The 14987-nt window shown below is 52.7% G+C and carries 15 protein-coding genes; 13 read left to right on the top strand and 2 right to left on the bottom strand.

The genetic code is table 11. The annotated features are described in order from the left end of the window. The first annotated feature begins 19 nt into the window (after positions 1 to 19). The 3 genes from EDF61_RS05400 to rsmD are packed head-to-tail and all read left to right on the top strand — an operon-like array spanning position 20 to position 3771. A complete protein-coding gene (locus tag EDF61_RS05400) occupies positions 20 to 988 on the top strand; it encodes a DAK2 domain-containing protein (RefSeq protein ID WP_105659158.1) in 969 nt (322 codons plus the stop codon). Further along, complete coding sequence (locus EDF61_RS05395; RefSeq protein ID WP_133833491.1) at positions 981 to 3167, top strand: ATP-dependent DNA helicase RecG; 2187 nt, start codon at positions 981 to 983, stop codon at positions 3165 to 3167. Before EDF61_RS05400 ends, EDF61_RS05395 begins: the two co-directional genes overlap by 8 nt. Positions 3168 to 3186: 19 nt before the next feature. Further along, positions 3187 to 3771, top strand: coding sequence for a 16S rRNA (guanine(966)-N(2))-methyltransferase RsmD (gene rsmD, locus EDF61_RS05390; RefSeq protein WP_105661164.1), 585 nt, complete (start codon positions 3187 to 3189; stop codon positions 3769 to 3771). Here rsmD and EDF61_RS05385 read toward each other — a convergent pair. Further along, positions 3748 to 4530 carry a spermidine synthase gene (locus EDF61_RS05385; RefSeq protein WP_286172114.1) on the bottom strand — a complete coding sequence of 261 codons (783 nt, stop codon included), beginning with the start codon at positions 4528 to 4530 and terminating at the stop codon, positions 3748 to 3750. The two genes, rsmD and EDF61_RS05385, sit on opposite strands and share 24 nt — an antisense overlap. Further along, positions 4527 to 5738 (bottom strand): aminotransferase class I/II-fold pyridoxal phosphate-dependent enzyme, encoded by a 1212-nt coding sequence (locus EDF61_RS05380; RefSeq protein ID WP_133833490.1) that lies wholly within the window; start codon positions 5736 to 5738, stop codon positions 4527 to 4529. The genes EDF61_RS05385 and EDF61_RS05380 overlap by 4 nt, the downstream gene beginning before the upstream one ends. A gap of 110 nt (positions 5739 to 5848) precedes the next feature. Between EDF61_RS05380 and coaD the strand changes: the two genes are divergently transcribed. The 10 genes from coaD (at position 5849) to EDF61_RS05330 (ending at position 14975) form a co-directional block, all read left to right on the top strand. Then, the gene (gene coaD / locus EDF61_RS05375; protein ID WP_105661166.1) at positions 5849 to 6319 is read left to right on the top strand and encodes a pantetheine-phosphate adenylyltransferase; all 471 of its coding nucleotides are present in this window, start codon (positions 5849 to 5851) and stop codon (positions 6317 to 6319) included. Between the two features lie 55 nt (positions 6320 to 6374). After that, complete coding sequence (gene galU / locus EDF61_RS05370) at positions 6375 to 7277, top strand: UTP--glucose-1-phosphate uridylyltransferase GalU (protein WP_133833489.1); 903 nt, start codon at positions 6375 to 6377, stop codon at positions 7275 to 7277. Between the two features lie 210 nt (positions 7278 to 7487). Continuing rightward, positions 7488 to 8462: an LCP family protein gene (locus tag EDF61_RS05365; RefSeq protein ID WP_286172113.1), complete on the top strand. Its 975-nt coding sequence runs from the start codon at positions 7488 to 7490 to the stop codon at positions 8460 to 8462. Positions 8463 to 8598: 136 nt separating this feature from the next. Beyond that, positions 8599 to 9447, top strand: a complete 849-nt coding sequence (locus EDF61_RS05360) for an ABC transporter permease (protein WP_133833488.1) — start codon at positions 8599 to 8601, stop codon at positions 9445 to 9447. Between the two features lie 85 nt (positions 9448 to 9532). After that, positions 9533 to 10324 (top strand): ABC transporter ATP-binding protein, encoded by a 792-nt coding sequence (locus EDF61_RS05355; RefSeq protein WP_388022946.1) that lies wholly within the window; start codon positions 9533 to 9535, stop codon positions 10322 to 10324. Positions 10325 to 10331: 7 nt separating this feature from the next. Continuing rightward, a complete protein-coding gene (locus tag EDF61_RS05350; RefSeq protein ID WP_133833487.1) occupies positions 10332 to 11369 on the top strand; it encodes a glycosyltransferase family 2 protein in 1038 nt (345 codons plus the stop codon). Positions 11370 to 11371: 2 nt separating this feature from the next. Then, positions 11372 to 12190: a CDP-alcohol phosphatidyltransferase family protein gene (locus EDF61_RS05345; RefSeq protein ID WP_133833486.1), complete on the top strand. Its 819-nt coding sequence runs from the start codon at positions 11372 to 11374 to the stop codon at positions 12188 to 12190. A gap of 40 nt (positions 12191 to 12230) precedes the next feature. Next, positions 12231 to 13121, top strand: coding sequence for a glycosyltransferase family 2 protein (locus EDF61_RS05340; protein WP_133833485.1), 891 nt, complete (start codon positions 12231 to 12233; stop codon positions 13119 to 13121). Between the two features lie 66 nt (positions 13122 to 13187). Further along, positions 13188 to 13649, top strand: a complete 462-nt coding sequence (locus tag EDF61_RS05335) for an FAD synthase family protein (RefSeq protein ID WP_105659212.1) — start codon at positions 13188 to 13190, stop codon at positions 13647 to 13649. A gap of 48 nt (positions 13650 to 13697) precedes the next feature. After that, complete coding sequence (locus EDF61_RS05330; RefSeq protein ID WP_133833484.1) at positions 13698 to 14975, top strand: CDP-glycerol glycerophosphotransferase family protein; 1278 nt, start codon at positions 13698 to 13700, stop codon at positions 14973 to 14975. The last annotated feature ends 12 nt before the right edge of the window (positions 14976 to 14987 follow it).

The following is a 14987-nucleotide window of genomic DNA, read 5'->3' as shown; positions in this document are numbered from 1 at the left end:
ACTGAAGGACCAACTTTCCATGACTCCCCAAAAACTCGATACCTCGGTGCGTGCCATCAGAGAATGGCTCGCACGGAGTGTCAAGAGTCTCGGGAACCATTCTGACCGGCTCAATGCCATCAACGTTTTCCCGGTAGCAGACGGAGATACGGGCAGTAACCTGTATCTGACTGCACGGGCAGGTCACGATGCAGTGAGTAAACTGGAAAGCGACGACATCGGTGGCTTCTTAGAAGTTGCCGCGCGCGCGTCAATGGAATCGGCGCGCGGCAACTCTGGAACCCTGTTGGCTGTATTCCTCAGCGGCCTGAGTGAACCGTGGGTCGGTTACGAGCGGCTTACCGCGCCGCTGCTAGCCCTTGGGCTTGAACGTGCCAAGGTGCGCTCATGGTCAGCACTTAGCGAACCAGTCGAAGGCACCATGCTCTCCGTGATCAACGCCATCGCGTTGGCCGCAGGCTCAACCCTTGCTCACTTGAAGTGCGATTTAGAAAGCCGTGCAGCGTTGGACACGGTATTGACCCAGATGAGCCAAGCGGCTCGATTGGCAGTGAAGGGAACTGAAACAGAGCTCCCGTCCCTCGTTGAAGCCGGTGTAGTAGATGCGGGCGCGGTGGGCATGCTGATCATCATCGATGAACTTTGCGCTGCTATTCGAAGCGACGCCACTGATTTTGAGTCCTACGAGAAATTCCATGGCTATCAGGTCCAGGATCCGCATGTTCATCTGAACAATGACACTGAAACCGGCGTCGAAGTCATGTGCACTGTCTCTCTGGACGCATTAGGCGCTGCTACTCTGCGCGGTCAGCTAGATGCCATGGGCAATTCCGTGATCATGTCCCCGGTAAACCAGCTTGAAGAAGACACCTACCGTTGGCGCGTACATGTGCATGTTCCGGAGTCTGAAAAAGCCTTGGACCTGATCAAGAAATACGGTGACCCAGTGAATATCAGCGTCACCGACCTGTGCACCCACGATGGCTGAAACAACGCTGACCACGTTTGAGAATGCAGAACTCTCAACATTCCTCGGAAATAAGAACGCCACCGCGCTGGAAAAGGCATTCGGCTACAGCACAGTGGGGGAGTTCCTCTGGCATTTTCCGCGGCGCTATGTCGAAGTAGGCGAACTTACGCCGATTTCAGAGCTTCCCTTTGACGAGCACGTCACCGTTGTGGCCCAGGTGGTCAACGTTAGCCAGCGACAGATGCACTCGCGTCGCGGTTTCATTTTTGAAGTGACCGTTAGCGATGAACTCAGTGCAGGCGGCCAAGAGCTGAAGATGACCTTCTTCAATGGTTACCAAGCCCGAACGGACCTGGATATTGGAACTATTGCAATGTTCAGCGGCAAGGTTGGCTGGTACCAGGACCACCTGCAGCTGAGCCAGCCCGAATACGCGATCCTGGATGAGGCATCACAAGCGGATCCGCGCCCTATCCCGATCTATCCGGCCTCGGCGAAGATGCCGAATAAGCGCATCAGGGATTTGATGGCGTTGTTGATGGAAGAATTCACAGATCAGAATCTTCCTGAATTTCTTCCAGCAGACCTCCTACGCACCCATCATTACCCAGTACGCCATCAAGCGTTCTTGGATCGACATTTTCCCAAAGAAATCAAGCAGGCTTACGTCGCTCGACAGCGCTTGGCCTTTGAAGAAGCCTTCATGCTGCAGCTGGCATTAGGGGAACGCGGTCGCCAGCTGGGAGCGCAGAAAGCTATCCCGCGTCCACAGGTGACAGGACGACTGGCCGATAAATTTGATGCCATCCTGCCGTTTACCCTCACTGAAGACCAGCTCCTTGTCGGAGAACAAATCTCTGCCGATCTGGCACAGCCACATCCGATGCATCGATTGCTGCAGGGAGAGGTGGGCTCCGGCAAGACCATTGTCGCGCTACGTGCCATCTTGCAGGTGATCGATGCCGGAGGCCAAGCAGCACTCCTTGCACCGACAGAAGTCCTGGCCGCACAGCACTATGCGTCTATCAAGAAGATGCTTGGCAACCTTGCAGAACCCGGATTGTTCGGCGAAGGCGAAGGAACTGGAGTCGCGCTCCTGACAGGTTCGGCAAAAACTGCACAGCGTCGTGAAGCTCTATTAGGTATTGCCAGCGGTGAAACAGGACTGGTGATTGGGACGCATGCCCTGCTGGGCGATCAGGTGCAATTTGCTGAACTTGGCCTAGTCGTCGTGGATGAGCAACATCGTTTTGGCGTTGAACAGCGCGATGCCTTGCGGGCTAAGGCGGCCGGCTCTGTTCCGCATACACTGGTCATGACCGCTACGCCGATCCCGAGAACCGTCGCTATGACCGTGTTCGGCGATTTGGACACGTCGACAATCAAGCGCATGCCCGCCGGGCGCGCACCGATCCAAACGCATATTGTTCCCATGCAGCTGACCGGTTTCCGGGACAGGTTGTTCTCAAGGATCATTGAGGAAGTCGGGAAGGGCCACCAAGTCTATGTGGTGTGTCCAAGAATTTCGGACACGACAGCGGAACAAGGCGTTCTCCTAGCGACCTATGAAGATTCTGCCGGACAAACCATGAGCGTCGAAGCCATGCAGGAGTTGCTGGGTGGGATGCCTGAATTTGTTGGGATACGTACCGAAGCGCTGCACTCGCAACTGGATGCAGCAGACAAGCAAGAATCCATGGCTTCCTTTGCACGTGGCGAAATTGACGTGCTGATTTCTACGACTGTCATTGAAGTCGGTGTTGACGTTCATAATGCGACGTTGATGGTGATCATGGACGCTGAGCGCTTTGGCATCTCGCAGCTCCACCAGCTGCGTGGCCGCGTAGGCCGTGGCGGATTTCCCGGGACGTGCCTCATGACCACATGGTTGGACGCGGACCATCCGTCGGTTGGACGTTTGAAGACGATCGAGTCAACAATCGATGGCTTTGAGCTAGCCGAAGCAGACTTGGCGGAACGCAAAGAAGGAAACATCCTCGGCGTTCAGCAATCGGGTAGCCGATCGTCGTTGCGGGAACTGAGCATCATCAAGGATCGCTCGCTCATTGAGCGGGCTAGAACCGATGCGGGTCTCCTCCTTGCCGATGGCAACTGGGGACGTCATCACCCCGGACTCCTGGTGGCTGCCGGGAATTGGCTTGATGAGTCCACCAAAGAATATTTAAATAAGAACTGATTGAAGGTAGATCTAGGCAATGAGCCGAATAATCGCTGGAGCCGCTGGCGGGCGTCCACTGAAGTCCGTACCTGGTGATGCAACACGCCCTACAACGGACCGGGTCAAAGAGGCTCTCTTCTCCCGTTTGGAAAGCTGGGATATCCTCTCTGGCGCACGAGTACTGGATCTCTTTGCAGGATCAGGGTCGCTAGGCGTCGAGACAGCCAGCCGCGGGGCGCGGCAGGTTGTTCTGGTAGAAAAGGCGCCCAAAGCGGTCTCTGTTTGCCAGCAAAATGCGGCACTGGTGAATAAGGTTCTGAAGACCGATACCGTTACGGTTCAGCGCGGGAGTGTTGATAGCGTCCTCGATGGGTATTACAACGCGGTTTCGGGAGTGCCCAGCAAGACCTTTGACGTGGTCTTGCTGGATCCTCCTTACCCGCTGACTGAAGAAGAACTAGCTGTCACGCTCGAGAAGATATCCAGAATCCTAGCTGAAGATGCCACCGTGATCGTCGAGCGTTCCGGTCGTTCACCAGAACCAACATGGCCGAGCGCCATGGAGAAGTTCGCCGACAAGAAATACGGCGAAACGCACCTATGGTTTGCAGAACCCATCTAGATCCATCGAATGGCGAACCTCTGACGGGTGTGGTCCCGCTGCCTGGCATTGGAGTATTAGATCGTCCCGGAATCGTTGGCGGGACGCTGTCAATATCAAGTTCCCGGGGAAGCGCTTGGTAAACATTTCCGGACTTGAACTCAGCATCACGAATTCAAAGCTGGAACCTGCTGCCTCAACTTGAGAACAAGTGAAATCCAAGGGAGGATCATCGCCAATGTTCACAAACAGCAATCCGTCGTTGGCCAATGAATTCTTGAGTTCTGCGTAGTAGCCGTCGGTGGTGAGGTGTTCTGGTGCGTCCGGCCCAGAGAAGATATCCAGTACGATGACGTCAAACTTTTCATCGACCAGTTGTTCGGCAAGCACGCTCCTTGCATCGGCAACAATTGGGGATAGATCGCAGCCTTGAGGCAAAGGCAGATGCGTGAGAACGAAATCAAGAAGTTCCCGCTCAATGTCTACAGCTACGTGAGTACTCGACGGATAAACCACACTCGCCCAGCGAGCCAGAGTCAAAGCGCCTGCGCCGAGATGCAGCATCTTCATTGGACGCTCCTCTGGGCGCAGGACCTTCAGATGATTGGCAATGCGCGCGAGATATTCGTAGAAGACTTCTTCCGGATGCGAAAGATTGACATGCGACTGGGGCGCGTCGCCGATGGCGAGTATTTTTGACCCGGGGACCAAGTCATCGTCGTAAATCGTGGCGTGTTCCTGGACGAAACCAAGCCACCGTTTAGCCAGCTTTCGTGTCAATTGGAGAGCACCTCTGGCAGGCGCTGCAATCGCTGAACTGCATCGGAAATCACGTCAGGCTTTTTGCAGAAGGCGAAGCGCAGCAGGCCCTGGTAGTCATTTCGGTTTTCGGGATGGACAAAGGCCGACATCGGTATCGCCGCAACTCCGAGGTGCTCGGGCATCATTCGTGCTACTTCAGCAGCATCATTCAATTCAAAGCCACGTACATCAGCAACCAAGAAGTAGGTACCCTTTGGGCGAATCACCGGGATGCCAGCTGTTTCCAGACCTGATGCGAGAATTTCTCCCGACTGTCCGAGATCGGCGGCGAAGCGCTCGAAGAAGGCGTCTGGAAGTTGCAGGGCTTTCGCTACTGCCGGTTGGAACGCTGGGCCCGAGGAGTAGGTCAGGAACTGTTTCACTGTACGGACAGCAGTGATCAGTTGGCGAGGACCGGTTGCCCAGCCTACTTTCCAGCCAGTAAAGGAGAAAGACTTGCCCGCTGAAGAAATGGTGATGGTTCGCTCTGGTCCACCGGGCAAGCTCGCGATGGGAACATGTCGCACACCGAAAGTCAGATGTTCATAGACCTCATCGGCGATGATGATGCAGTTGTGCTGATGCGCCAGGGCAATGATTTCTTGGAGCACTGAAACATCTAATACGGTGCCAGTTGGATTATGGGGATTATTCACGAGGATTACCCGCGTCTGGTCAGTGACTGCACGTCGAAGGTCATCCAAATCTGGTTCGAAATTCGGAGCCTTGAGCTGAACGACCTTATGCACAGCGTTGGTCAACCCAATCATGGCTGCATAGGAGTCGTAGTAAGGCTCAAAGGTCACAACTTCATCGCCAGGTTCCAGGAATGCCAGCAGAGAAGCGGCGATGGCTTCAGTTGCGCCTGTGGAAACGACAATCTCAGTCTCCGGGTCAAGCTTCAACGAATAGAACCGTTCCTGATGCGCAGCGATAGCTTCGCGGAGGTTCAGGGTCCCTGAACCTGGTGCGTATTGGTTAGCGCCATTTTGAATTGCGTCGATGGCAATTTGCTTGATTTCTGGTGGACCCTCGGAATCGGGAAACCCCTGGCCTAGATTGATGGCCTTGTGGTGATTCGCTAATGCGGTGATTTCTTCAAAGATCGTCACTCCGGGCTGTCCATTGGAATCTAGTAGGTTGGCACCATATGCGGTTCGCTGCCATGGAGTGAATTCAATGCTCATGAGTCCATTATCGTCTCGTACAGAGGAACGAGGGTATTAAGTCATGGAATCTTTACGAGACATTCACACCAGATCGCTAATTTGACATGAGTTCTTGATAGATTCAGTTCATGCGAAGAGCGGTATGCCCGGGTTCTTTTGACCCAATTCATAATGGACACGTCGAAATCATTGCGCGTGCGGCGAGCCTTTTTGATGAGGTGATCGTGGCAGTGTCCACGAATTACTCCAAGAAGTATCGCTTCAGCGAAGACGAACGAGTCGCCATGGTAGAAGAAACTGTCGGTGGACTGCGTGGGGTTTCCGCTGTGCCGATGGGCCAGGGGCTGCTAGCTGATTTCTGCAAGGAGCAGGGAGCGGAAGCAATCGTCAAGGGATTGCGTAGCACTGTTGACTACGCCTATGAGATTCCCATGGCCACGATGAATCGGCATCTGACAGGTGTTGAAACGGTCTTCCTTCAGGCTGATACGCGATACACGCATCTTTCCTCATCTCTGCTCAAGGAAGTACAGGCTCTTGGCGGGGACGTTGATGAGTACTTCCCGCGCGCTGTAATCAAGAGGCTTACTCATCCGTAGGTAGTTGCGCAATACTGTCGCCATTAACTAATCCGAAGATAGGGGATTCAACACTATGTCTGCACCTCGCGCTATTACCAAAGCGGTCATTCCGGCAGCCGGTTTAGGGACACGTTTCCTTCCTGCAACGAAGGCAATGCCAAAGGAAATGCTCCCAGTCGTCGACAAGCCAGCGATTCAATACGTTGTCGCCGAAGCTGCTCGTGCTGGGCTTAATGATGTCCTGATGATTACCGGACGAAACAAGCGCGCTCTTGAAGACCATTTTGATCGTGTTCCGTCACTGGAAGCGTCTTTGGAAGCGAAGGGTGATACGAAGAAGCTCGCGTTGGTGCAAGATGCCACAGCGTTGGGGGATATCCATTATGTACGGCAACGCGATCCTCGCGGGCTGGGTCATGCAGTCTTATGTGCCAAGCAACATGTAGGGGATGAACCATTTGCGGTTCTTCTCGGTGATGACTTGATCCATGAAGATGATGACTTGCTTTCTTCCATGATTGACATTCAAAAGTCGACTGGCGGTTCAGTTATTGCTCTGATGGAAGTTGATCCGAAACAAATCAGTGCTTATGGATGTGCAGATGTGTCCCCGGTAGAGGATGCCGACTACGTCAAAGTTAATGGATTGGTTGAGAAACCGAGCGTTGAAGAAGCACCGAGTAATCTAGCTGTCATTGGACGTTATTTACTGCATCCCCGTGTATTCGAGATTCTGAAGCACACGGCTCCCGGTAGGGGCAATGAAATTCAGTTAACGGATGCTCTACAAGAGTTGGCGACTGCCGACGGGGAGGGAGCTGGTGTGCACGCTGTAGTTTTCCGAGGTCGGCGTTACGACACAGGCGACAAACTAAGTTATCTGCAAGCGAACATTGCCCTTGCTGTGGAGAACGAAGAACTCGGGGCCAACTTGAAGACTTGGCTGAAGAATTTCGTTAGAACTCTAGAAGACTAGTTCTTGACCTAGGCTACTCAGGATAATCACATTTATCTTGGGTAGTCTTTTTCATTGCGCGAAGTCACCCAGGCTGCCGTTGACCTTGGGGGATCGTTGCCCGGTGGAGTAGGAATGAGAATAGTGCAAGACCAAGATTCAGTCTTTTTGTCGCGGAGCGCGCGGACTCGATCTGAACGTCGGAAAAAGAAGAGAACACAAGGCGTCGTCGTGTCTGTAGTTGTAGTGCTCCTGGTGGCAGTGCTCAGCACCGGCTATGTTCTTTTCGATTTGCAGCGCCAGTTCAACACGAAATCTAATACCGTGGATTTAGGATTTTCAGACGCCGAGGAGCAAGCTCGTCCGATCAAAGATCCTGAAGATAAGTCCATGAATGTCTTATTACTGGGCGTCGATCATGCAGATGAAGGTACTGCCGATGCTCAAGCTCTTGATGGGGCAGTTTCACAACGTAGCGATTCAATGATGCTTGTTCATATCCCGGAAGACCGCTCACAGGTCTACGTTATGTCGATGGTTCGAGACATGTATCTGGAGATTCCGGGGCATGGAAAGAACAAGCTCAATGCCGCGATATCGCTTGGCGGGGTTCCTCTGTTGATGCAAACGATTGAAGGACTCTTCAGCACCAAGCTTGATCATGTAGCCATGGTTGATTTCGAAGGGTTCCGTGAATTATCGACTGCTCTCGGTGGTGTGACTGTAAATAATGAGATCCCATTCACGGCAAACGACACGGACTACTTCTACCCAGCCGGCGACATCACGCTGGAAGGCGACCGCGCACTTCGGTTTGTGCGCGAGCGAAAGTCGTTTACCAATGGTGATTACCAACGTGTCGCGAATCAACGCAAGTTCATCGCTGCAGCAGCAAATCAGGTGCTCTCATCAGGAACATTAACTAACCCTGTCAAGCTGTACGACATCGTCGACAAGGTTTCTCCCTATCTCACCTTTGACGACAACTTTGATGCCGCAACCTTGGTCGGACTGGGTTTGCAACTCAAAAACGTGGACACGGAGAATATGGAGATGTTCACCATGCCAACTGCTGGAACATCGACTAGTGCAGACGGGCAATCAATAGAATTGGCAAGCGAACTCGCTATTGCTCAAATTAGCGAAGCTTTGCAAGGCGATGCCATGGCTGACTACCTTCGCGAAAACCCGCCTGAAACACCGTAAGTAGTAGATGTGGGATGTACTACACCAAGCTGAAGAGCGAAAGCCAGAAGAACAGCTCTCCATCTACTAGACTTTGTACATCTATGCTTAGCCGATAATGCATCAAGAAGCATTCGAACAAGAGGACATAATTCGCATGACAGTTGCAGATGAGGCCGAAAAATACGGCTTGCACCGTGTTGGTGCAAGACCAACATTGGTCAACTATCTGAAGCAGACATGGCAACGCCGCGAGTTCATTTATGAGCTGGCTAAAGCACGCGTCCAATCGCAGAACCAGCGAAATCGCCTGGGGATGGTATGGATCGTAATCAAGCCGACATTCAATGCTTTGGTGTACGGATTTGTCTTCGGCATCTTGCAGGGCGGCGCACGAGGTGTCGATTTCCCCGTTTATGTCGTGATCGGCGTTTTCCTTTTCGAGTTCTTCTCAACCTCGATGAACGGCGGAGCCAAGTCGATCACGGGGAATGCGGCTTTGGTGCAATCTCTTGCCTTCCCACGATTATCTCTGCCTGTCGCTCAGGTTACCCAGAACTTGCTGACTCTCATGCCAATGATCGCAGTGATGTTCATTTACGCTCTGATTCTTGGTACCAGCCCTAAGTGGACTTGGTTTGGGATTATACCGATCCTTGCAATCTTTACTGTTTTCAACCTCGGAGTCGCGTTAATTTGTGCTCGCATCACTGTGCACGTCCGTGACTTCTCGAACGTGTTACCCATGATTGGCCGCGTTCTGTTTTACACCTCAGGAGTGCTTTTCAGCGCAGAACGACTTCTGAATCATTGGCCCTGGATGATTGCAATCTTCGACATACATCCGATATATCAGACCCTGCAATTGGCTCGTGGATTCATCATGGATCATGCTGAGTATGACCCGCAGGCATGGTGGGTTATATCCGTTTGGGCAATTTTCATGCTTATCGCTGGGTTGATCTTCTTCTGGAAGGCCGAAGAAAGGTACGGACGTGCGAATTAGTTTCGATGATCTGATTAACCCGCAGCTGCATCCGGAGTACGAGCCAGCGCCTATATTCTCAGATGACACCTCCTTCATCGATGTTGTGACGCCTGACCAAGTCGAGTCGCAGTCGATTACTGTGGATTCGTCAAGGCAGCCTGTCGTCATCGTCGATAATCTGCATGTGAAGTATGAGGTGTTTGCAAGTGGCAAGGCAATTGGAAACGCAGGCGCCCGCCGCCTTCTCCAACCAAAGCTCAGAGGTGTTCGAACAGTTCATGCGCTCAAGGGAATTTCCTTTGTCGCCTATGAAAATGAATCAATCGGTGTAATTGGTTCGAACGGCTCGGGCAAATCCACGTTGCTTAGGGCCATCACTGGACTGACTCCGCCATCGGATGGCGCAGTATTCGCTCGTTCACGCCCCAGCCTACTTGGCGTAGGCGCAGCTTTAATCCCCGATCTTTCAGGCGACAAGAACATTACCCTAGGCGGGTTGGCGCTTGGATATAGCCGCGCTGAAGTCGAGAAGATGCGGGAAGAGATTACGAAATTTGCCGAGCTCGAAGAGTTTATCGACCTCCCAATGCGTACATATTCTTCGGGCATGGGCGCAAGGCTAAAGTTCGCGATTGCAGCTTCTAAAAAACATGACATCCTCATTGTTGATGAGGCTCTTGCTGTAGGAGATGCGAAATTCCGAAAGCGCAGTGAGGCCAAAATCCGCGAAATCCGGGATAGCGCGGGTACCATTTTCAATGTTTCCCACTCTATGAATTCCATCAAGGAAACCTGTGATCGTTGCATCTGGATTGAAAAGGGTGTGCAAATGATGGATGGTGACACTGCTTCAGTGATAAAGGAATATCAGAAATTCTTGAAAGCGAAGAAGTAAGGCCCGCATGACTCAACTTCCTGGCGTTTCCTATGTCATGCCCGTGCTGAACGAAGCGGACTACCTTGAAGAAGCGGTAAGTTCGATCTTGGGGCAGGACTATTCTGGCGAGAAGGAACTTGTACTAGCATTAGGGCCCAGTACTGATACAACATACAACGTTGCCCGACGCCTGGCTGATGCCGACGCAAGAATCGTATTAGTCCATAATCCTCTTGGCAGAACACCCATTGGTCTCAACTTGGCTATTCGGGCGTCTACTTTGCCGATAGTTATTCGCGTCGACGCCCATAGCGAGCTGCCGTCGCACTACACACAACGTGGAATCGAAACTCTTTTTCGCGTGAATGCGCACGACGTTGGGGGACTGATGGACGCAAAAGGGCGTACACCTGTCCAGCGAGGAATCGCAGCGGCTTATCATTCGAAGTTTGGTTTTGGCGGACCGGCATATCATTCGGGTGCCCCAGAAGGCCCTGCTGAATCTGCGTACCTCGGTATCTTTCGTCGCGAAGTATTTGAAGAAGTCGGTTACTACAACGAGGAACTATGGCGAGCCCAGGATTGGGAACTCTGCTTGCGTATTCGCCAGGCGGGCCACACCGTTTGGTTCGATCCAGAACTAAAGGTCGGCTACTATCCGCGTGATAGCTTCAAATCCTTGATTAGCCAGTCCAAGGCCTCGGGGACTTGGCGAGCAGAAATTGCGCGGCGCTTCCCTGAAGGTAAGTCGTTGCGCCACGATGTTCCACCACTATTGCTTTTGGGGGTTGCAACGGGACTAGCGGCAACTGTAATTGAGCCGCTAGTTCGCGAAGCAGCCCCAACCGGTGTGAGCGTAGTTTTGAACTTGGCCAAGGCCGTACCTGCGGTCTATGCAGCGATCGCGTTGGCTGCGGGGCTGACTAGCAACGCAAAAGGATTGAAAGACAAGTTGCTGGCAGCATGTGCTTTCCCCGCAATCCATTTGCCTTGGGCTTTTGGATACATCAAGGGTCGTTTTTGCGGGGCAGCCGGCACTGTCGACAAAGGGCGCGTTAGGTAATCATGGTTGAACGTCCAAAGAATCCAACGCTCGAACAGCTGCGTGCGGTCTGCCAAACTCCGGAAGTCCGTGCGCGTAAGAATGCCGAGCACTGGACAGCTGAGCTGTACCTGCGCCATATCTCCATTTACCTCACCGCAATACTGGTGCGCACGCGTATCAGTGCCAATGGCGTTACCGGCTTGATGATTCTTGCGGGTTGGTTCATGTCTCTAGCGCTGTTGATTCCTGGCATCTGGGGACCGTTGCTGGCAGTAATCTTGTCGCAGCTCCAGCTGTATTTTGACTGTTCTGACGGAGAAGTCGCACGTTGGAGGGGAACTCAATCTCCCCGCGGTATTTTCATTGACATGGTTGGGCACCACACAACAGAGGCGCTGATCCCAATTGCTTTGGGCTACCGGGCCTTCATAGAACTGTCTGCGGATGATTCCTCAGTTGAGCAGGCCTGGCCTACACTGTTCATGGCCGCTTGCCTGTCGGTTCTTCTGGTCCTGAACCGTTCGCAGTCACTCATGGTTCATGCAGCCAGAGGCATGGCTGGCCTCGGAAAATTGCCGGATACTGCAGCCGCCAGATCAGTTCCAACAACTTCACTCGTTGGAAAGCTGCGTTCCCTGGCTCGCTTCTTGCCATTCCATAAGCTCCTGCACGCAGTTGAACTATCGCTGATCATTCTTGGATGCTCGGTTATCTCCGCAATCGTGGGTATTCCAGGAGCCGCCGAAAAGTGGATGGTCTGGATCCTATTGCCGGCATGCGTCCTAGTGAACTTTGGGCATTTCCTTTCCAATATGGCCTCGTCCCGGCTCAAAGCATAGTTTGACCTAATTCCGTATAGCCCACCGCCTTAGAGGACAAATGCCTGCAGAGATCAAACCGACCATCGGCGTAGTTGTGTTGACCATGGGTAACCGCCCGGTTGAGCTCCGACGCGCCCTGGAATCTTTGCTGGCCCAACGTTCAGTGCAGATTGACGCTGTAGTCGTAGGCAACGGATGGGATCCAACGGATATCCCTGAAGGGATCAAGACTCATTTTCTTCCAGAGAATTTGGGCATTCCGGCCGGCCGCAATGCTGGAGTGAACCAGATAAATGGCGAATACTTGTGCTTCCTCGATGACGATTCATGGTTCATCGATGATGACTTCTTGATTACGGCTGTCGAACGGTTCAAGCATTACCCTCGCATGGGGCTGTTGCAGCCGCGCATCACTGATCCTGAAAACGAAGAACAGAATCCACGACGTTGGATCCCGCGCTTGAAAAAACGAACGGCAGTGGAACCAAGCAAAGTTTTCCACGTGGGGGAAACTTGCCTAGTTACTACCCGTAGAATTTTTGATTCCACGGGTGGCTGGGCGGGGGGATTCTGGTACGCGCATGAAGGCATCGAACTTGCCTGGCGCGTATGGGACACAGGCACTTACGTCTGGTATGCCGGCGACATGCAGATTGGCCATCCGATCGTGGATCCACGACGCCACGACGAGTTCTATCGTTTGAATGCCCGAAACCGGGTGTGGCTGGCTCGCCGTAACTTGCCCGTGCCGCTGCGTTGGATCTATCCAACAACCTGGATGCTCATTGAGTGCTTGCGGCTGCGACACAACAAAAGCGCTGTGTCCCAGTACATAGCCGGATGGCGGGCAGGTTGGACCGGCAGCCCCTGGTACCGTGAACCACGGCCTAAACTTAGATGGAAAACAATAGTTCGCATGACCCTCGCGGGTCGTCTGCCTATTATCTAACGACGAACACAAGTGAGCGCCACTAGCTAAGCAAGCGAAGCTATTACCTTACTTCGAAAGGGACCCATGACTAAAACTGTTTTGACGTACGGAACTTTTGACCTGTTCCATATCGGCCACCTGAATATCCTGAAGCGTCTCAAGGAGAAGGGCGACCGCCTGGTTGTTGGCGTATCCACTGATGAGTTCAACGCCATCAAGGGCAAGAAGCCTGTAGTTCCTTTCGAACAGCGTCTTGAGATCGTCCAAGCCATCAAATACGTAGACCTCGCCATTCCCGAAGAGAACTGGGAACAGAAACGTACTGACATCAAGAAGTACGATGCAAAGGTCTTCGGCATCGGCGAAGACTGGAAGGGCAAGTTTGACGACCTCGGTGATGAAGTCGAAGTTGTCTACCTTCCACGTACCTCAGGTATCTCGACAACCGAAATGAAACGTGTCCTGAGCGAGTTCGATGAGCGACATGTCACGTCGTTAAAGAACACATTGGACACTTTGAGCCAGATCGTGAAGGAACTGAGCTAGTAAACTCGTTTAGTTGTAAGTTGTTGTTTTCGAGATTTGAAAGTACTCATGGCTAGCGAGCACATCACAGACTCCATCAAGTCCAGCGTAAAGGGCGCCCTGCAAAAAGTGGGGCGACGTCCGGAAGCAAAACGGATATCCCGTCTGATGGGGCTAACCGGTCGTCCGTCGGCCAATGTGAATGTTGGTGTATCCAATATTCCGGTACCAGGATCTGTAGCGGTTTACTTCGGAGATGGCGCTGACAAGATCTATCAGGTGACTCAGTGGCTTCCGGTGCTTGAAGAACTGCATGTGAAAGAAGAAGTACTGCTGGTCTTCCGTACTTTGAGTGCTTTCAAAGCGGCGGAGAAATTTACAGACCTGCCAAGGATCTATGTACGCCGATTGACTGATCTCATGGATCTGTATGATGACAATGACCTGAAGCTGGTCATATACACCAACAATTCGCGCACGAATTTCCAGTCCCTGGATCACCCAAGGCTTGTTCACGTGCATGTAAACCATGGTGAGAGCGACAAACTCTCGATGGTTTCGAATAAGGCCAAGGCCTACGACAAGGTTTTTGTCGCAGGCCCTGCAGCCATCAAGCGCCACGAGGCAATGTTGATTGACTTCGAGTTCAACAAATTGGAAGTCACCGGTCGTCCGCAGCTGGATATCAACTTCGAACTCGAATTGGAACCAAGCGAGAAGTTCGATGTCATGTATGCGCCGACGTGGGAAGGGGAAAACGAAGACAACAACTACACCTCGTTGGACAAATATGGTGTTGCCATTGTCGAGTCATTGTTGGAGAACCCTTCTTGGCGCGTCGTCTATAAGCCGCACCCACGAATTCAGGAAAGCAATACTCCTGGCGTTGCTCAGGCACACGCACGCATTCTGGAAATGATCGAAGCTGCCAATGAAGCCGGCGCAGAGCACGTGATATCCGAACAGGGCAATATCTTGGCCATGTTCGAGTCGACCGATGCGCTGATTACCGATGTTTCCAGCGTAGGCCTGGACTACCTGTACCTCCACCCGGGCAATCCGTTAGTCATTTCCGACCGACGTACCAACCGCGAAATTCTTCACCGCGATGCACCAGTTGCGCAGGCCTGCCACGTAGTAGACCAAGATAGCGTGAAGAACGTTGGAGACCTGCTCGCCGATGCACTGACTCGTGACGGACACAAGGATCAGCGCATTGAAATGCGCCAGTTCTACTTTGGCGACCTGAACCGAGGGGATTCAACTAAGCGATTCCAGAACGTCATTCAGAAGCTGATTGTTGAACGTCAAGGAAAGCTGGAGAACTTCCGGGGTTGGCACAGCTAGAGGTCCGCTGAC

Origin of the sequence: Arthrobacter sp. JUb115 (genome assembly GCF_004365035.1) — a bacterium.
Taxonomy (GTDB): domain Bacteria; phylum Actinomycetota; class Actinomycetes; order Actinomycetales; family Micrococcaceae; genus Glutamicibacter.
The sequence above is the reverse complement of the archived record's forward strand: the minus strand, read 5'-3'. Positions and strand labels throughout refer to the sequence as shown.

Bases quoted from the DNA above. Each gene is read 5' to 3' on its own strand.
- EDF61_RS05400 (WP_105659158.1), top strand. From the start codon at position 20: ATGACTCCCCAAAAACTCGATACCTCGGTGCGTGCCATCAGAGAATGG.
- EDF61_RS05395 (WP_133833491.1), top strand. From the start codon at position 981: ATGGCTGAAACAACGCTGACCACGTTTGAGAATGCAGAACTCTCAACA.
- rsmD (WP_105661164.1), top strand. From the start codon at position 3,187: ATGAGCCGAATAATCGCTGGAGCCGCTGGCGGGCGTCCACTGAAGTCC.
- EDF61_RS05380 (WP_133833490.1), bottom strand. From the start codon at position 5,738: ATGAGCATTGAATTCACTCCATGGCAGCGAACCGCATATGGTGCCAAC.
- coaD (WP_105661166.1), top strand. From the start codon at position 5,849: ATGCGAAGAGCGGTATGCCCGGGTTCTTTTGACCCAATTCATAATGGA.
- galU (WP_133833489.1), top strand. From the start codon at position 6,375: ATGTCTGCACCTCGCGCTATTACCAAAGCGGTCATTCCGGCAGCCGGT.
- EDF61_RS05360 (WP_133833488.1), top strand. From the start codon at position 8,599: ATGACAGTTGCAGATGAGGCCGAAAAATACGGCTTGCACCGTGTTGGT.
- EDF61_RS05350 (WP_133833487.1), top strand. From the start codon at position 10,332: ATGACTCAACTTCCTGGCGTTTCCTATGTCATGCCCGTGCTGAACGAA.
- EDF61_RS05345 (WP_133833486.1), top strand. From the start codon at position 11,372: ATGGTTGAACGTCCAAAGAATCCAACGCTCGAACAGCTGCGTGCGGTC.
- EDF61_RS05340 (WP_133833485.1), top strand. From the start codon at position 12,231: ATGCCTGCAGAGATCAAACCGACCATCGGCGTAGTTGTGTTGACCATG.
- EDF61_RS05335 (WP_105659212.1), top strand. From the start codon at position 13,188: ATGACTAAAACTGTTTTGACGTACGGAACTTTTGACCTGTTCCATATC.
- EDF61_RS05330 (WP_133833484.1), top strand. From the start codon at position 13,698: ATGGCTAGCGAGCACATCACAGACTCCATCAAGTCCAGCGTAAAGGGC.